The sequence below is a fragment of the Paenibacillus ihumii genome, from assembly GCF_001403875.1.
GTDB lineage: Bacteria > Bacillota > Bacilli > Paenibacillales > Paenibacillaceae > Fontibacillus > Fontibacillus ihumii.
Genome location: NZ_LN884299.1, coordinates 1,735,482 through 1,752,946, shown reverse-complemented (window position 1 = coordinate 1,752,946; position 17,465 = coordinate 1,735,482). Strand labels below are relative to the sequence as shown.

The following is a 17,465-nucleotide window of genomic DNA, read 5'->3' as shown; positions in this document are numbered from 1 at the left end:
TTTATGCATTCTTCTCATTAACAATACGATGGGTATCTCTTGCGATGACCAATTCCTCGTTCGTAGGAATGACAAGCACCTCTACCTTGGAGTTCGGCGTGGAAATGCGGCGCGGATCCCCGGAACGAATCTTGTTCAGCTCAGGATCAAGCTCTACCCCAAGATAAGTCAGGTTCTCACAGACCTTCTCGCGCACAATTGCCGAGTTCTCGCCTACCCCTGCGGTAAATACGATGACATCCACGCCATTCATCGCAGCCGCATAGGAGCCGATGTATTTGCGCAGACGGTACTCATACATTTCGAAGGCAAGCTTCTCGTTCGGTTCGCCGGCTTCCAGCCCATCGGTAATATCGCGCATGTCGCTGCTGCTTCCGGAAATCGCCAGCAGTCCGCTGTGCTTGTTGAGCATCGAGTTGACTTCACTGATCGACAGCTCCTCTTTGTTCATGACGAATGTGACGACTGCAGGATCCAGATCGCCGCTGCGCGTACCCATCATGAGGCCTTCAAGCGGGGTAAGGCCCATCGAGGTGTCGACGGACACGCCGCCTTGAACAGCGGTCAAGCTGGCACCGTTACCGATATGGCAGGTAATGATCTTCAAATCCTCGATCGGACGCTCCAGGAAAGCGGCGGCCGCTTTGCTCACGTAGTCGTGGGACGTGCCATGCGCTCCATAACGGCGTACGCGGTGCTTCTTATATAATACTTTCGGGATCGGGTATAAATACACCTTCTCCTTCATTGTCTGATGGAACGCCGTATCAAAAGCAACGACCTGAGGAACGCCGGGCATATTCTTCTCAGCCGCGTTAATCCCCATAATCGCTGGCGGATTGTGCAGTGGAGCCAGATCGAACAAGCGGCGGATTTCCGATTTCACCTCCGGAGTAACGAGCGCCGAGCCCTTGAAGAACTCCCCGCCGTGAACGACGCGGTGGCCTACGGCCTGGATTTCATCGACAGAATCCAGGACGCCGTGCTCCTTATCGGTAAGCTTCTCCAGCACCTTGCGAATCGCTGTCGTATGCTCCAGAATTTCGCTGACCTCTGTAACCTCCTCCTTGCCTGTCGGCTTGTGAGTCAGAATGGAGGAGTCCATGCCGATCCGCTCAACGAGTCCTTTTGCCAATACAGATTCATCGATCATGTCATATAATTGGTATTTCAGGGAAGAGCTTCCCGCGTTGATTACGAGAACTTTCATAGCCGGTCACCATCCTTGTCGTATTTGAAAAATCCTTCGCCCGTCTTCACGCCCAAATTACCAGCGCGGACCATCTTTTTCAATACGAAGGATGGCCGGTATTTCAAATCGCCGAATTCGCGGAACATGCGCTCCAGCGCGGCCAACACGGAATCCAGGCCGAAACGGTCGGCCATTTCAAGCGGCCCGTACTGGAACTGATAGCCGACACGCATGGCGTCGTCGATGTCCTCTGCCGTCGCCACGCCCTCGCCGAGCACATGGAGCGCTTCATTTATCATGATGCAAATGATGCGGGATGTAACGAAGCCTGGCGATTCATACACCATAATTCCGCGTTTATCGACAACCTCTTCCACAAAGCGCTTGGTTTCTTCAAACGTCGAATCCGAGGTTTTCAGTCCGCGGATAATTTCCACGAGGTCAATTTTGGATACGGGATAAATAAAATGCATGCCGATCACGCGCTCCGGGTACATCGTCGAACCGGCGATCTCTGTCAAGCTAAGCGTCGACGTGTTGCTGGCCAGAATAATATTGCTCGGACACACGTGGTCAAGCTGCTTGAACACTTCTTTTTTGGCATCCAAATCCTCCGAAATGGTCTCGATAACCATATCACAGGTGCCGAGTTCGGCAAAATGGGTTACTTTATGGACCTTGGACAAAATCAGCTTCTTCTCGGCTTTGGTGATCGCCCACTTCTCCAGCTGTTTATCCAAGCTCGTTTCTATCATATTATAAGCATGGTCTAATTTGTCAGGCGTTTCCTCCACGAGCAGCACATCAAGACCTTTGGCTGCCAGCATTTCGCTGATCCCCTGGCCCATCGTGCCCCCGCCAATGACACCTATTCTTTTGAAGTTCATGGTTCTCTCGCTCCATCCTTTCATGTCTACACATAATATTGTACCCTTCATGTCGAATAATACAATTTTTTATACCCAACATCTAATAATATCTTAGCACGGACAAAAAGTAAAAAAAATAACCGGCACGCGAATTATGCCGGTAAAAGAACACTGTCACCAAATTGACATCTAAATTGCTCCCCGGAAAGGCGTTCCTCACGCATGAGGATTTCCAGCGATTTGTCGAATACAGCCGCATGATCGATGAGCAGCTGCTTCGATCTCGCCGCAAGCTCGTCCAAAATGGCGGCGTTCTCCTTCATAAGCACTTCCTTGGTCATCATCTCCATATTGACGATGCCGAGCGAGGTAAGCCCAGAAGTCATCATCGTATGGACGATGTTGATCGCCTGCTCGAAATCGTTGCTGGAGCCGGTGCTGCGTTCGCCATAATAGATCTCCTCAGCAGCCGCCCCGGCCAGGGCGATGACGATTTGGCCTTCCAGATATGCCTTGGTGTATAGATATTTATCTTCCTGCGGGTTGTGACGCACATAACCGAGCGCCCGGCCGCGCGGACTAAGGGCAACCTGATTCACACTGCCCGGCGCCACCACTTCAGCGGCGATCGCATGGCCCAGCTCATGGATCGCTACCCGGCGCTTCTCTTCCTCCGTCGACTCCCGGTCTGTCCGTTCGCCAAGCATCACCTTATCGATCGCCATCGATAAATGCCGCTGCTCGATTTCCTTCTTATCCTCTCTCATCGCATAGATCGCCGCCTCGTTCATGACGCTCTCCAGCTGCGCGCCGGAGAAGCCGAAGGATTCCTCGGCAACCTTCTCCAGGCTGACGTCCTGCTGCAGCGGTTTATTCTTGGCATGAAGCTCCAAGATATGCATGCGGCCCTTCTTATCCGGCAAGTCAACTTGGATATGACGGTCGAACCGCCCCGGGCGCAGCAGCGCCGGATCCAGCATTTCCTTCCGGTTCGTTGCCGCCATGAGCAGTATGCGCGGCGTCTCCGCAGAATAAATGCCGTCCATTTCGGTAAGCAACTGATTCAGCGTTTGATCGTATTCGCGCTGTTGGCCGCCCTCTCTTTTGCCGCCGATCACGTCAATTTCGTCAATAAAGACAATCGCATTCTCCTTATTCTCTTTCGCGGCCCGCGTGCGGGCTTCCTTGAACAGCTCGCGGATCCGCCCCGCCCCGACCCCGACATACATTTCCACGAACTCGCTGCCGGAAGCGGCAACAAAGACGGAGTTCGTATAATGGGCCGCAGCTTTGGCCATCAGCGTCTTGCCCGTGCCTGGAGGTCCGGTCAATAGAATCCCTTTAATCGGCCGGATGCCGAACTGCTTGATTTCTTCATGGCGAACCATGAAATCGAGCGCTTCCCGCAGCTCCTGCTTCGCGCTTTCCTGGCCCCCGATTTCCTCAAACGTCAGCTTCGCCGGACCCGCCTTCTTGCGCTTGCGCTCCTGGGCCGCGCCGATAGCGATGCCTCCGCGCATTTTAAGCATGGCGAACACCGCCCCGGCTACCAATAATGCCAAGACAAGCGGTACCACATTAAGGCCGATAAAAGCCAAGAAGATGAAGAAGACTGGAACGAAGCCGGCAATAGCTTCCCACATCCATTTACGCATTCGGCCACACCCCCAGCTTCTGCGCAACTCGTGGTAAAATAACGTATTTGCTTGAGGTTCCATCGGTTAGAGTCACATAGACGTTCTCCTCATCCATATCCGCGGTCGCCCGCAGAGCATCATGCTTTCGCTCCAATTGATCCAGCGTGCTCTGTATTTCGGTATACTGCTTGTTCTCCATCGCCTGGGCCACGGAGAATAGCGCTTCGCTCCAAATTTGATCCAAATCCGGCGTCGAACGGTCCGTCACTTCCAGCTTTAAGATCCGTTTGCCCAATAGATCCTTGCCTTCCTTCTCAATATGGCGGACAAGTCCGCCCATATCCGTACCCGCCGCGAGATCCAGTTTCAAACCGACCTCTTTGGGGGTAATGTTAAATTGAACATGATTCACACCCTCATACTGCTTGACCAGTTTCTCGATTGGAGCCTCGATCGCCCACTGGCGATAGGCAAACCAACCGCCAAACAGCAATACGGCAGAGACAGCAGCGATAGCGATAGTTTGTCCGATACGTATTTTCATTCGCAGCTTCCTCCTAATTCTATAATATATATAAACACTTGCGTAATTTGATATACTACGATCTATCACAAGTTACAAATAAGAGTATAACATATCAGACATATAATATCGAAGCCAATGTATGAAAATATTTAAAATTTTTAGGGAATACAAAGGGGCTGTCCCAGAAGTCATCATGGTGACTTTCTGGGATAGCCCCTTTCTTTTAAAAAGCTATCCGTTTCTGCGGGATCCATATTTGCCGGAATCAATTTCTCCCTTGCTCGCATCCCATTCTTTAGCTTAACTTATATAACTTTTGGACATAAGCTGTCCGACATTAAAGTTGGACATATGCTGTCGAACTCTGAAGTTGGAATAAGCTGTCGAATACTAAATGGAATTGATGTATCTAATTATGATCTAGTTGAGTGGTTCAATAGATTAAATGGATTTTATGCACCTAAAATCAAGAATCCCGCCCATGATGGCAATCTCCCCTCTTCTAACGACATAAAATCCATTTAAATCTGCTTTCCTTTCTTTGCCGCAGAAACTAACTACTATAATTCCATTTAGACTGGGAAATCCGCGGGTCATGTTCACTAGAACGAGAAAATCGTGATTTATGCTCGGCGTAAAAGGGAGGTGAAGAGCGTGTTTAGTCACATCATGGGCAGCCAGAGGCCGTGAGCAAATTGCTCAAATCATAGGCAACCAACTGGTCATGAACAGAGTGTTGAACACATCAAGGGCAACCAACCAGTCGTGAATAGCGTATTGCTTACATCAAGGGCAACCGTTCGTAAAGTTTACTTTTGAGACAGATCCTTTTCTCTAATTCCTCTAAATTTTAAGTATGTGCTGAATGATACTGAGCAAACAATCCTTCGTCCCGCCCTCATCAACGATTCGGCAGCGTAAATTTATCTGGCAGGGCCGAGCCGTCGCTAAATTTGAAGAATTGATAGTAGTGGTGCTCCTTCTCCTTATAGAACAGCTGCCATACGTATTCTCCTTCATAGATGCCGGGCATGAGCCTGACGATTCTGGCCTCAGGCAGCTGCTCCTTGATGATGTCCCGAATCTGCTCCTCGCTGGTACCGCTGGCCAGCGGCTCTTCGTGCGCATCTCCGCTTGCCGGCAGCCAGACCATCAGTGCCTCGCCGTTTTCGTTCTTTCCCTGGATGACCCAGACAACCTCATCCCAGACGGATTTCCACGTCTTCTCGACCGATACGATGCCCGTTTGCTGCTTAGCCGCTTGAATCGCCGCTGTCTCCTCATTCCAAGTATCCTGCATAACATATACATAGTAACGATGAAGGCCGAAGAGCACGAGCAGCAGAATGAGGATAGATAGCAGGATCCATTTGGTTCTCTTCTTCAACCTTCTCTTCCTTTCCTAAAACAAGCTCAATTCGCCCTTAGAGCGACGTACCCGCGAATTCCGACTATCCTGCTTGAGCAATATATTATCTGGACACCAAGCCCTCAAAGGCTGCCTGGGCTTCGCGGCGGATCCGCTCTTCATCCAGCGTTAGGCAGGCGCCGTGCTTCACAATCTGTTTCCCGTCGACCCACACATGCTCCACGTCTTTCGGACCTGCGGAATATACGACATGAGATACGTAATCGGTTCTCGGCACAAAATGCGCCTGCTCTGTATTGAGGGCGATAAAATCCGCCTTCATTCCCACAGCAAGCTTGCCTGTATTGTTCAGGAACAAGGACTTCGCGCCGTACTCCGTTCCCATCCGCAGCGCCTCCAGCGCCGGAACGGCCGTTGGGTCCCCTGAGACGCCTTTGTGAATCAGAGCGGCCAGGCGGACCTCCTCGAACATGTCTAAATTGTTATTGCTCGCCGCACCGTCCGTCCCCAGGGAGACGGTAACCCCGGCCTTCAGCAGCTCCGGAACCCGGGCCACACCGCTAGCCAGCTTCAGATTGCTTCCCGGATTGTGCGAGATACCCACCTTATGGGCAGCAAGCACTTCAATCTCCTCATCCGTCAAATGAACGCCGTGCGCCAGCAGCGTCGGGCGGGAGAACATCCCCAGCTTGAGCAAGTGCTCCACCGGTCTTACCCCGTAATCGGCGACATTTTGCTCCACCTCGGCCTGCGTCTCCGACATATGCGTATGCATCGGCAGGTCAAGGTCATGCGCTGCCTGAACGAACTGTTCAATGTAGTCAGGAGGACAGGTATAGGGCGCATGAGGCGAAATCATCGTCGTAATGCGGCCGTCCGCCTTCCCGTGCCAATTCCGGGCAAATGCAACCGCTTCATCCAGTTTATGCTTCTGAACGTCAGGCGGGCAAAGGCCAATCGCCCCGCGCATAAGCACCCCGCGGATTCCAGATTGCTCCGTGACCTGGGCAACCTGATCCATGTGATCATACATATCAAGGAAGGTTGTCGTCCCTCCCTTGATCATCTCCAGGACGGAGAGCGCCGTGCCCCAATACACGTCATTCCCCGTGAACTTAGCTTCCATGGGCCACATTTTCTCCTGCAGCCATTTCTGCAGCACCATATCGTCGCCGTAGCCGCGCAATAGCGACATAGCCGCATGGCCATGCGTATTGATCAAACCGGGCAGAAACAGCAGCCCCTCGCCGTTTACGTTTTCAGCATCCTCGCAGCCCTCCGGCCGCGCTGAGCCAATGTAGGTGATCTGATCATCCTCAACAAGCATATAGCCGTTAACAACGGATTGATTGTCCTCCAATACGGCAAACGTGCCGTTCGTGATTAACAGTTTACGACTCATTCGAAGTAAGTTCCTTTCCATCATTCAAATAATAGGCAAGGCTGAGTAAATCCGTCGTGAAGTCGGCAGCATGGATTCTTATTCCAGGCGGCACCTTCAGAATGGTTGGCGCAAAGTTAAGAATCGCCCCGATGCCGGCGGCAACGAGCTGGTCCGCGACGCGCTGAGCCTCGAAATCGGGAACAGTGATGATCCCGATCCGGATGTTCATCGCCTTTACGGTTTCTACGAGCTCGTCGATCGGCTGAACGGTAATATTGTTGATTTTGGTGCCGATTTTGGACGGTGCCGCATCGAACACCGCCACGATTTTCATATTATCCTTCAAGTAAGCATTGTAGTTAGACAGCGCCTGGCCAAGATTACCGGCTCCAACAAGAGCCACATTGATCTGTTGGTCGAGGTTCAGGATCTGCCGGATTTTCTCAATAAGATAAGACACGTCATACCCGATGCCTTTACGGCCGAAATCCCCAAAATAAGCAAGGTCTTTACGAATTTGCGCGGGATTCAGATCGAGCTTCTGGCCCAGCTCCTGAGAGGACACCGTCGGCACTTCACGAAGACTCAGCTCATTGAGGAAACGCAAGTATACTGGCAATCTGCGTACAACCGCATCGGAAATTTTTTCTGCTTTCATAGCTCTTCTCCCCTTATAATGGCGCGTTATAAATTACGGTTATTGCTTTTTTGCCTCCTGGACTTCGTGAACATCCAGCCATTCGGAAATTCTCGGTACCATTTGCCCGGTTGGCATATGCTCCATTTTCGGCCCAGGCAGCGAATATAAGAAATATTTTCCGTAGTAGGATTCCAAGATGCGTGTATCGTACACCACAACTATTCCGCGATCCTGTGAAGAACGCACCAGGCGGCCGAATCCCTGCTTGAAGCGAATGACGGCCTGCGGCACGGACAGCTTCATGAACGGGTTCTTCTTCTCCTTCTGAAGCCGCTCGCTCTTGGCCTCGACGAGCGGATGGTTCGGCGGCTGGAAGGGCAGGCGGACGATAGCCAGGCTTGTCAGCGCCTCTCCCGGGATGTCAACGCCTTCCCAGAAGCTGCTCGTCCCGAGCAGCACGGACGCTTCCTGCCCCTGGAATCTGCGGGTCAGCTTCGTACGGCTGCCGCTGTCCATTCCCTGGCCAATGACGGTGATCCCCTCGGAGGATAACCGCTCCTTCAGCGGGTCGTAGACCTGGCGGAGCATCCGGTAGGACGTAAACAGCACCAGCATCCGGCCCCGCGTCGCCACCGCGGTATCAGCGAGCGACTCTACCAGCATGTTAACGAAATGCTCGTCTCCAACGCTTCCCTTGACGCTGGGGAAATCCCGCGGGATGACCAGCAGGGCCTGATCCCGGTAGTTGAACGGCGAAGGCAGCATGGACGTCAGCAGGCGGTCGCTGTCGGCAGCCTCCTGCAGTCCCAGCTGCTCGATCATGTACTGGAAGGACTTGTCGACGGATAGCGTGGCCGAGGTCATCACGACGCTTTTCTTCTTGTCGAAGAAATAGTTCTTCAGCTGCTCGCTGACATCGATCGGCACCGCGTAAATTTGCAAGGAGCGGCTCCGGTAGTTGCCATTCCCTTCGATCCAGTAGACAGTCTCCTCATCGTCAAGCTTCATGAACGTGCGGATCGCTTCCCGCTCGGCCTGCAGATCCTTGAACAATCCGCTGATATCCGTCAGCAGGCTGTCCGATCCGTAATCCTCCTGCCCATCCCGGATATCATTCATCATCCGGTCCCCCTTGCGGAGGATGTCGCCCAGCAGAACGTATATATGATTCTCCAGCGCGCTGAGCGTATCCCAGTCCTTCGGCTTCTTGTGCGGAAGCAAGCGCAGAACGAATTGCCCCGGATCGCCGGGTGCCGCATCGCTCCGCTCCGGCATCAAGGAGAACAGCATTTCACTCAGCTTATCCCAGCTTTCCTTCACGTCAAGCAGCGAGGGGTACATGCCATCGATGACGCTGCACCATTCCGCTGATTTCTCGCCGGGCGCATTCTGCAGCACCGCTCTCAAATTGGGCAATTGCCCTGTCTTGCTATCCTTGAACAAGCGGGTTAGCGTATGCACTACCGTAAAATACTTCATGTGGAGACCCAAATGCTTGCCTGCCACGTCCTCCAAATGATGCGCCTCGTCAATAACCAGCCGTTCGTAGCCCGGCAGCAGCTGATGCCCAGCCTGGATATCCGTGAACAGCTTCGAATGGTTCGTGATGACGACGTCTGCTACGCCCGCCTCATGCTTGGCCCGGTGGTAGAAGCATTTGCGAAACCATGGGCAGGAACGGCCCAGACAGGAATCCGAATCGCTCGCTACCGTCTCCCAAAAATCGCCGCCGCGGCTGCTCAGGTTCAGTTCCTCATCATCGCCAGTTCCGGTTTGCGTCAGCCAGACGATCATCTGGGCTGCGGTCATCACATCTTCCTTCGGGGATACAAAATCTCTTCTGTTTATTTTATGTTCAAATTTGCGCAGACACAAATAATGCTGCCTTCCCTTAAATACAGCCGCGCGAAACGGAAAAGGCACCGCCTCGGTCAACAGGGGAACGTCCCGCTCACGAAGCTGCTCCTGCAGATTGATCGTGTGGGTGCTGACCATGACCTTCTCGTCATTCTTGACGCTATGATAAATAGCCGGCAGCAGATACCCCAGCGACTTGCCTGTTCCGGTGCCCGCTTCAACAAGCAGATGCTTGTCTTCGTCGAAAGCGCGCATCACTTCTTCAAGCATCATGTTCTGCGCATCCCGCTCTTCGTAGCCCGGCAGCTTGGCGCGCAGCCGTTCCCTGACCTGTTCCATAAACTCAGAGAAGCTGACATTCGCTAGCGGATTATCCAGCATATCGTCCCTTGCCGGGACGATGTCCATCCAATCCTCCACCTGCAGGGCATATTGGCGGTAATACACAAATCCGTCCGTATCCTGCTCGCCCAGCAGCTGCCTTTCCTGCAGCGCAGCATCAAAGAACCAGCCTAGATCACTGTCTTCCCCGGCAAAGAGATCAGCCAGCCGCTGCAGAGTCAGAAGCGGCAGACCGTTCAGCTCTTCAAGGCATTTCAGAAAAATATAGGCGGTCGCCACCGCATCGCTGTCGGCCTGATGAGGCCGGTCATGCTCCACGCCGAATTCGGCGGATACCAGACCAAGCTGATATGAACCGAGCGAAGGGTATAAAATTTTCAAAAAATCCATCGTATCCAAAATACGCCCGGTAAACGGCAGATATCCTGTTTTATCCAGCGCACTCTGCAGATAATTAAAGTCGAAAGCCACGTTATGGCCGACAAGCACGACATCGTTCAGTAGAGGAACCATTTCCATCATGACTTCATCCAAGTCCGGCGCATCCTTGACGTCATCCTCGGTAATCCCCGTCAATCCCGTAATAAACGGAGGAATCGGTATCGTCGGCTTGATGAACGAATGATATACCTGGGAAACGGTCAAATTATCATCTATAATGGCAAGCCCAACTTGAATGATTTCATCGGAGGACTGATTACCCGTTGTCTCAAAGTCAAGTACAGCATATTTCATTTCTGTTCTATGGTCCCTTTCGTTCCAGTCTCTTTTCTCTTAACAGCATAACAGAAGATGGACGTTTTGAAAATTAATACAGAACAATACAAAAGAAGCGATGCCCCGCAAAATCACGGATTCCCGCATCGCTCCTGCAATTGCCTGCTCCCGCTTACAACAGCGATGTAAGCTGGGTGCCATATTGAAGCTTTCCTGTGCTGTGCAGACAGGCTTTCCAATTGGCCAGCGGCTCGGGCAAGGTCGGATCGCTATGGTAAGCCAGGGTAAAATACTCCCTTGCTTTGCCCCGGTCCCCTCTCTTCGCCTCAATACAGCCGAGCGCATTGTAAATAATGGAGCGCAGCCGCTTATTAGGCGCACTCTTCAGGACTTCCTCAAAGTAACCAACGGCCTCATTGCTTTCATCCAGATGAAGATGGCACATCGCCAAATAAGTGCGGCCGATCAAGCTGTCCGGGTAGTCCTCCAGAACAGCCTTGAACTGTTTAAGGGACTGGGGAAACATCAGGAGCTTATAATATCCCTGGCCCTTAACGAAGGCGTCGGAGGTCATTTCCGGATAGTCCAGCTCGTAATCATCTTCAAGACTAATGCCGGTTTGGCGGAGCGCACCCATCTTCTCCTCAAAATTAAGCCATTCTTCAATCATGCTGTCGCTCATTTGCCGCAGAAGATGCCACTTCCGGGCAAGCTCATGCTTCTGAGCGCCTTGGGCGATCGGGTAATGCCGGGCAATTTCATCCAACATTTCATTCATTTCCGCAAATACATGTTGAAACATCATCCGCAACCCACCCTTTAACGAAAATGAAATCAGTGCGAGGCCTTACGTTCATTTTTTGTTCCGGGGGGGCTTTTCATTCCCGAAGGGATTAATTGCATAACAGAAGGCAGCAGGCAGCCTTCCCGCTTAACGCACCGTGGCGTGGATTTCCTCCTTCGCGGTCTCCACGGGACGATTATGCTCATCGACAAATACGACAGTCGGCTTATGGCTTCTTAGCTCCTCCGCTGACATTTGAGCATAAGAAATGATGATCACGTTGTCTCCAGGCTGAACCAGCCGGGCTGCCGCCCCGTTCAAGCAAATCACTCCGCTGCCGCGCGGTCCGGGGATGACATAGGTCTCCAACCGGGCACCGTTGTTATTGTTGACGATCTGCACCTTCTCATTCTCGAGAAGATCTGCCGTTTCCATCAGGTTCTCGTCGATCGTCACGCTCCCGATATAATTCAAATTCGCCTCAGTGACTGTAGCCCGGTGAATTTTCGATTTCATCATCGTTCTGTACATTTTATTTCACTCCCTCCGTCGTTAAAATCACGTTATCGATCAGCCGCGTCGTACCGATCATGACGGCTGCGGCAATCAGCAGCTTACCTTCCACGTCCTTCACGCGCATCGATCCCGGGATGGATTCCAGGGAAGGAAACCGGCGAATTTCGGCATAATCAATCTTTGCCGCCGGCTCGCTCTCGATCGTCCGTACCAGCTCCGCGACGATGTCCTCGGCCGTAGCCTCCTCCTGCTCCCGCGCGACCTGCTCGGCCTGACGCAAGGAGCGCGATATAACAAGCGCAGACTGCCGCTCCTCCGGCGACAGATACACATTGCGGGAGCTGAGAGCCAAGCCGTCCTCTTCGCGCACAATCGGGCAAGGCACAATTTCGACATCCATGTTAAGGTCCTTTACCATTTGCGCAACGACCGCAACCTGCTGAGCGTCCTTCTGCCCAAAGTAAGCCCGGTCTGGAGCTACGATATTCAGCAGCTTGCTGACTACCGTCGTCACGCCGTCGAAATGACCAGGACGCGCCGCACCGCAAAGATGATCCGTCAGTTCGGCCACCTGAACCTTCGTCTTCGTCGGCTGCGGATACATCTCATTGACGGATGGGAGGAAAACGATATCCACTCCCTCCCGCTTGGCGAGTGCCATATCCTTGTCGCTGTCGCGCGGATAGCGCTCAAAGTCCTCATGGGGTCCGAACTGGATCGGATTGACGAAAATGCTCAATACGACAAGATCATTGTCCATCCGGGCGCTCCGCAGCAGGCTGGCATGTCCTTCATGCAAATATCCCATCGTCGGGACGAAGCCGACCTTAAGCTCCCTTCCTTCCTTGGCTGCAGCAAGGCGCTCCGCGCGCAAATGCTCTCTAACATCCTTAATCTCCGTGAATACAATCATGACTCAGCGTCCACCTTCCCTTTGCCATACAAGCCGTTCAGCACTGTCTCGTCAGCGGTGAACACATGCTGCTCCCCGGGGAAAGCGCGCGTCTTCACATCCTGCACATATTCTGAAATGCCTTTACGAATCTGGTCTCCGATATCAGCATAGGTTTTTACGAATTTCTTCTCCCGGTACTCCGGGGCATATTTCAACACATCATGAAACACCAGCACCTGGCCATCGCAGCCCCTTCCAGCTCCGATGCCGATCGTTGGAATTGCGAGTTCCTTGGAGATGGCTTGCGCTACTTCCTCAGTCACCAGCTCCAGCACAACAGCGAACGCTCCCGCCTGCTCCAGAGCCTTGGCATCGGCCATTAAACGCCTTGCATCGGCTTCATCCTTCCCCTGGATGCGGTAACCTCCAATCTGATTGACGGATTGCGGCGTCAAGCCGATATGGCCCAGCACGGGCACACCAGCCTGGACGACCGCCTGGACCGTAGGGGCAATTTCCGCGCCCCCCTCCAGCTTCACCGCATGGGCACGGCCCTCCTGCATGACCCTTCTGACGTGGCGCATCGTCTCATCGACGCTGCCATGATAGGTCATGAACGGCAGATCCGTAACGATGAAGGTATTTGCGGCGCCGCGGGCAACAGACCGGGAATGGTAGACCATATCCTCGATCGTTACCGGAATCGTCGTGTCATAGCCAAGCACGACATTGCCGAGGGAATCCCCGACCAGGATCAGGTCGACTCCCGCTTCCTCTGCCAATCTTGCAGAGGGATAGTCGTAAGCGGTAATCATCGTAAGCGGGATTTGCTCCTGCTTCATTTTTTTCATTTTTACAATGTTCAGGGCATGTTTAGCAGCCATTCTCTTCATCTCCTTTGGTCATCAAGCCTTGCGGACGAAAGTCTTAGATCCGGCGCCAACGACAAATAAACCTTTTATCGCCATCGCCGCAGCGCTAAAAAGGTCCGAACCCAAAGAAGAGTCACTTTCTCGTTCGTCCCTTCTGTCTCGGTCCTTCACGGCTCAGAGCAGAATCCGACGCAACCGAATAGAAATCACGGTCATGACGGTTGTTATTTACTTCCCAGACAACAAAATCCACATGAGTGCAGCCCGGATCGCCGATACCGCCTCATGTGGACAGTATAACAAAGTTTCTTAAGGATTACACCCGTCAAATTGCACTTCTCCCGAGAAAATTGTGGTGAGCCTGTTGTCCTCCTGCATGACGATCAGGCCGCCCCTTTCATCCAGACCCATTGCCCGGCCGGCAACCTCCCCCTGCGCCGTCTTGATGGTAATTTGCCGGCCTGTCGTGACGGACAGCGCCTCCCATAAATGGCCGATCGGTGCAAAGCCTTCCTCCATGTATAAGCCGTACAGCTTCTCCAACTCGGCCATGACCGCCCCGATCAGCACGGCACGATCCACCTTCCGTCCGCTTTCAATCTGCAGGGAAGTCGCGATGGAGGCAAGCTCGGGCGGCAAATCGTCCGGCGTTAAATTGGCATCAATGCCGATTCCTGCTATACAATAGCGGATCATTTCGTCCTCGCCTGCGGACTCCAGCAGAATACCGCAAACCTTGCGCCCATCTACAAGCAGATCATTCGGCCACTTGATGCCTGCAGCTACTCCGGTTACGGCGCGAATAGCTCGGCACACCGCCACCGCGCTCAACAGAGTTAGCTGCGGTGCGGCTGATAAAGGAAGCCGCGGGCGAAGCAGCAGGCTCATCCAAATGCCCTTGCCCGCGGGGGAGTGCCATTTCCGGCCCTGCCGGCCTCTGCCGATCGTCTGCTCTTCGGCGATGACCAGCGTGCCCTCCTCTGCCCCCTGCTCCGCTAGCAGCCGGACCTCCTCCTGCGTAGAGGTTGTCACGTCCAGAAGCTTTAACTTCCGTCCGAAGGCCGTCGTGTTCAGCACCTGCAGCAAAGCGCTGTATTCGAGCCGCTCGGGCCTGCTGATCAGGCGGTAGCCCTTGCGGGAGACCGCTTCAAATTCATATCCTTCCTCTCGGAGCTTGTTGATTTGTTTCCATACCGCCGTCCGGCTGATCGACAATTTACGGCTGATTTCCTCCCCGGAGACATACTCGCCCGGGTGAGACAGCAGCATATCGAGCAAACGGCTATCCCCCATTTTGCTTCACCACAGCTTTCACATATTCGAGCAATGGCTCCCTCTCGTTAGGCACGTCACCGATGGCTACAAGCAGCAGAAGCCGCTTCATAAGCTCTCCCAGCCAGGGGCCGCCCCTCTGGTCCAGAGCCGTCAGCACGTCGCCGCCGCGAATCGCCAGCTCCTTCAAATCATGAACGCGCACAGCCCGATGCCAGCGCATTTCTTCTTCATCAAGCCGAAGCAGCGCTTCCCGCCCCTGGGCCCCTCGGCTTGCCAGCCGGATTCTCTGCCGCTCCAGCCATAATTGGCTGATCTCTTGGCCGTAATGTACCTGAAGCTCGGTCCAGCTCCGGCGAAGCCGCTCGGCACTGCCATCGCTTATGCCTGCCCTAATCGCCCCCCACATCTCGTCAAACCTCATTATTTCAGCCGTTGTCCGGGCGACCTGATTGGAGAAGGTCCACTCCTTCATTCTGTCCTCTGCCTCAAGGCCGGAAATGCCAAGTCCCTGAAGCAGCTCTGACCATCTGAGCTCCTGCGGCTCGGCCGGCATATGACCCAGTACCCCGAGCTGCTCCTGCAGGACTCCCGAACCCTGGCTCTCAACATAAGGAATCTTGGCATAATGAAGCAGGCGGCTGCGGCGGAGCAGCTCCAGCCCCCGAAGCGGATCAGGACCTAGCAGCAGGCGTTCCAGCTCGGCCCGTACGCGCTCCATCGCGACGAAGGACAATTTATCCCTGCTTGTAAGCAGCGCCCGCCACAGGCTCTTTACAGGGCGGAAACCGAACACCGAAGCAAAGCGGACCGCACGCATCATGCGAAGCGCATCCTCGTCGAACCGCTCCTCGGCCTGTCCTACACAGCGGAGAATTCCATAGCGAATATCCGACGCCCCATGGAATGGATCGGTCAGCTCTCCATCCAAGCTGCGGGCGATTGCGTTCATAGTGAAATCCCTGCGCTGCAAATCCTGAATGATCTCATCTACGAACTCCACTGCCGCAGGATGGCGATGATCCTCATAATGGGATTCCTTCCGGAAGGTCGTGACCTCAAACGGATAATCTCCCATTATCACAGTGACCGTCCCATGCTGCAGACCGGTTGGAACCGTCCGCTCAAACAGCTCCATAACCGCTTCAGGCTTAGCCGATGTCGCAATATCCATGTCATGGACCGGGCGGCCCATCAGCTCGTCCCGCACGCAGCCCCCGACGAAATAGGCGCTGTGGCCGGAATCCAGCAATGTTCTAAGCACCTTTCCCCCCTGATGCAGCATCAGGGGGGCTACCTGCTTCCATACGTGCATAATCTATAACCTCCAGAGGCTAATCCCTCTTAGCGTTCTTCAACCATTGGCAACGCATGAGAATGGGTATGGTTGCCTTATCTATTATCCGCAGAGCGGCTTCGGCATCGGCATCTTTCGTCCAAGCACTTTGTAATAGATGCTCTCGTACTGCGCCGTAATCAGCTCGCTGCTGAATTCGTTTTTCGCGCGCGCCAGGCAGGCCTCGCGCATTTTTTGCGTAAGCTGCTCGTCTTTGAGCAGTGCAAGTGTATCGTCTGCCATCCGCCGCGTGTCGCCGATCGGCGACAGAAAGCCCGTCTCTCCGTGAGCGACCAGCTCGGGAATGCCGCCTGCGGCGGAACCGATGGTCGGTATCCCGCAAGCCATCGCTTCCAGGGCGACAAGGCCGAAGCTCTCCTTCTCGGAAGGGAGCAGCAGAACATCTGCCATCGAAATCACATGGGCGATGTCATCCTGCTTGCCAAGGAAATGAACGCGATCCGCAATTCCCATCTCCTTGACCTTCCATTGTATTTTGGGAAGATCCGGCCCCTCCCCGACGAACAGCAGCTTGGAAGGGATCTCCTCATTCACCATATTAAACACGTCCACAACATCGCTGACCCGCTTAACTGGACGAAAATTGGAAATATGCATCAGCACCTTTTCCCCCGGGGCTGCAAACTCGCTGCGGCAGGCCTTCGCGTCGCGCGGATAGTACACCCGCTCATCCACAAAATTATAGGTCAGCTCGATATCACGCGTAATATCAAGCACATCGCGCGTCTCTCTCCTTAGATCATTGGACACCGATGTGACGGCATCACTCTCGTTAATAGCCAGCCGAATTAAATCCTTCAGCGATTCGTCCTGCGCAAGGACGGTAATATCCGTGCCATGAAGGGTCGTCACGATCTTCAGCTTTTCTCCCACCATCTGCTTGGCAAGAAAAGCGCAAACCGCATGGGGGACCGCATAATGAACATGCAGAATATCCAGATTCTGTTGCTTGGCTACATTCGCCATCTTCGTAGCCAGGGACAAATCGTAGGGCGGATAACGGAACACATAGTAGTCGCTAACCTCGACTTCATGATAAAAAATGTTCTTGTGATAACTGCCCAAGCGAAAAGGAACGCTATGCGAAATGAAGTGAACCTCATGTCCCTTCTCGGCCAACAGCTTGCCCAGCTCAGTGGCCACAACCCCCGAGCCGCCAAGCGTCGGATAACAGGTTATGCCTATTTTTAGAAATGGGTCCATATTGTCAGGGACCTCCTTCACTGTCTTATGCCT

General features: G+C 53.6%; 15 protein-coding genes. All 15 read right to left on the bottom strand.

Annotated features, from left to right (window positions below; translation table 11 throughout):
* Position 1: 1 nt before the first annotated feature.
* Positions 2-1,210, bottom strand: a complete 1,209-nt coding sequence (locus BN2762_RS15390) for an acetate/propionate family kinase (protein ID WP_055107808.1) — start codon at positions 1,208-1,210, stop codon at positions 2-4.
* The gene (locus BN2762_RS15385; RefSeq protein ID WP_055107807.1) at positions 1,207-2,079 is read right to left on the bottom strand and encodes a 3-hydroxyacyl-CoA dehydrogenase family protein; all 873 of its coding nucleotides are present in this window, start codon (positions 2,077-2,079) and stop codon (positions 1,207-1,209) included. The genes BN2762_RS15390 and BN2762_RS15385 overlap by 4 nt, the downstream gene beginning before the upstream one ends.
* A 134-nt stretch (positions 2,080-2,213) precedes the next feature.
* A complete protein-coding gene (locus BN2762_RS15380) occupies positions 2,214-3,716 on the bottom strand; it encodes an AAA family ATPase (protein ID WP_055107806.1) in 1,503 nt (500 codons plus the stop codon).
* On the bottom strand, positions 3,709-4,242 hold the full coding sequence (locus BN2762_RS15375; RefSeq protein ID WP_055107805.1) for a hypothetical protein: 534 nt from the start codon (positions 4,240-4,242) through the stop codon (positions 3,709-3,711). Before BN2762_RS15375 ends, BN2762_RS15380 begins: the two co-directional genes overlap by 8 nt.
* Positions 4,243-5,125: 883 nt before the next feature.
* Positions 5,126-5,611 carry a cell wall elongation regulator TseB-like domain-containing protein gene (locus tag BN2762_RS15370; protein ID WP_055107804.1) on the bottom strand — a complete coding sequence of 162 codons (486 nt, stop codon included), beginning with the start codon at positions 5,609-5,611 and terminating at the stop codon, positions 5,126-5,128.
* 85 nt (positions 5,612-5,696) lie between these two features.
* Positions 5,697-6,995, bottom strand: a complete 1,299-nt coding sequence (locus BN2762_RS15365) for an amidohydrolase (protein WP_055107803.1) — start codon at positions 6,993-6,995, stop codon at positions 5,697-5,699.
* The gene (locus BN2762_RS15360) at positions 6,985-7,635 is read right to left on the bottom strand and encodes a redox-sensing transcriptional repressor Rex (RefSeq protein ID WP_055107802.1); all 651 of its coding nucleotides are present in this window, start codon (positions 7,633-7,635) and stop codon (positions 6,985-6,987) included. Before BN2762_RS15360 ends, BN2762_RS15365 begins: the two co-directional genes overlap by 11 nt.
* Before the next feature lie 39 nt (positions 7,636-7,674).
* A complete protein-coding gene (gene dinG / locus BN2762_RS15355; RefSeq protein ID WP_055107801.1) occupies positions 7,675-10,551 on the bottom strand; it encodes an ATP-dependent DNA helicase DinG in 2,877 nt (958 codons plus the stop codon).
* A 154-nt stretch (positions 10,552-10,705) separates the two neighbouring features.
* Positions 10,706-11,338: a tetratricopeptide repeat protein gene (locus BN2762_RS15350; protein WP_316246801.1), complete on the bottom strand. Its 633-nt coding sequence runs from the start codon at positions 11,336-11,338 to the stop codon at positions 10,706-10,708.
* 126 nt (positions 11,339-11,464) lie between these two features.
* Entirely contained in the window at positions 11,465-11,848 is a 384-nt protein-coding gene (gene panD, locus BN2762_RS15345) for an aspartate 1-decarboxylase (protein ID WP_055107800.1), read from the bottom strand.
* A gap of 1 nt (position 11,849) precedes the next feature.
* Complete coding sequence (panC, locus tag BN2762_RS15340) at positions 11,850-12,746, bottom strand: pantoate--beta-alanine ligase (protein ID WP_055107799.1); 897 nt, start codon at positions 12,744-12,746, stop codon at positions 11,850-11,852.
* On the bottom strand, positions 12,743-13,612 hold the full coding sequence (gene panB, locus BN2762_RS15335; protein WP_055107798.1) for a 3-methyl-2-oxobutanoate hydroxymethyltransferase: 870 nt from the start codon (positions 13,610-13,612) through the stop codon (positions 12,743-12,745). Before panB ends, panC begins: the two co-directional genes overlap by 4 nt.
* Positions 13,613-13,909: 297 nt before the next feature.
* A complete protein-coding gene (locus BN2762_RS15330) occupies positions 13,910-14,893 on the bottom strand; it encodes a biotin--[acetyl-CoA-carboxylase] ligase (protein ID WP_055107797.1) in 984 nt (327 codons plus the stop codon).
* Positions 14,883-16,187: a CCA tRNA nucleotidyltransferase gene (locus tag BN2762_RS15325; RefSeq protein ID WP_055107796.1), complete on the bottom strand. Its 1,305-nt coding sequence runs from the start codon at positions 16,185-16,187 to the stop codon at positions 14,883-14,885. Before BN2762_RS15325 ends, BN2762_RS15330 begins: the two co-directional genes overlap by 11 nt.
* 84 nt (positions 16,188-16,271) lie before the next feature.
* Positions 16,272-17,432, bottom strand: a complete 1,161-nt coding sequence (gene bshA / locus BN2762_RS15320) for an N-acetyl-alpha-D-glucosaminyl L-malate synthase BshA (RefSeq protein WP_055107795.1) — start codon at positions 17,430-17,432, stop codon at positions 16,272-16,274.
* Positions 17,433-17,465: the final 33 nt, after the last annotated feature.

Excerpts from the sequence above, each read along its gene's own strand:
- BN2762_RS15385 (WP_055107807.1), bottom strand. The coding sequence starts at position 2,079 with ATGAACTTCAAAAGAATAGGTGTCATTGGCGGGGGCACGATGGGCCAG.
- BN2762_RS15365 (WP_055107803.1), bottom strand. The coding sequence starts at position 6,995 with ATGAGTCGTAAACTGTTAATCACGAACGGCACGTTTGCCGTATTGGAG.
- BN2762_RS15390 (WP_055107808.1), bottom strand. The coding sequence starts at position 1,210 with ATGAAAGTTCTCGTAATCAACGCGGGAAGCTCTTCCCTGAAATACCAA.
- BN2762_RS15350 (WP_316246801.1), bottom strand. The coding sequence starts at position 11,338 with ATGATGTTTCAACATGTATTTGCGGAAATGAATGAAATGTTGGATGAA.
- bshA (WP_055107795.1), bottom strand. The coding sequence starts at position 17,432 with ATGGACCCATTTCTAAAAATAGGCATAACCTGTTATCCGACGCTTGGC.
- panC (WP_055107799.1), bottom strand. The coding sequence starts at position 12,746 with ATGATTGTATTCACGGAGATTAAGGATGTTAGAGAGCATTTGCGCGCG.
- BN2762_RS15380 (WP_055107806.1), bottom strand. The coding sequence starts at position 3,716 with ATGCGTAAATGGATGTGGGAAGCTATTGCCGGCTTCGTTCCAGTCTTC.
- panB (WP_055107798.1), bottom strand. The coding sequence starts at position 13,612 with ATGGCTGCTAAACATGCCCTGAACATTGTAAAAATGAAAAAAATGAAG.
- panD (WP_055107800.1), bottom strand. The coding sequence starts at position 11,848 with ATGTACAGAACGATGATGAAATCGAAAATTCACCGGGCTACAGTCACT.
- BN2762_RS15330 (WP_055107797.1), bottom strand. The coding sequence starts at position 14,893 with ATGGGGGATAGCCGTTTGCTCGATATGCTGCTGTCTCACCCGGGCGAG.
- BN2762_RS15375 (WP_055107805.1), bottom strand. The coding sequence starts at position 4,242 with ATGAAAATACGTATCGGACAAACTATCGCTATCGCTGCTGTCTCTGCC.
- dinG (WP_055107801.1), bottom strand. The coding sequence starts at position 10,551 with ATGAAATATGCTGTACTTGACTTTGAGACAACGGGTAATCAGTCCTCC.
- BN2762_RS15325 (WP_055107796.1), bottom strand. The coding sequence starts at position 16,187 with ATGCACGTATGGAAGCAGGTAGCCCCCCTGATGCTGCATCAGGGGGGA.
- BN2762_RS15360 (WP_055107802.1), bottom strand. The coding sequence starts at position 7,635 with ATGAAAGCAGAAAAAATTTCCGATGCGGTTGTACGCAGATTGCCAGTA.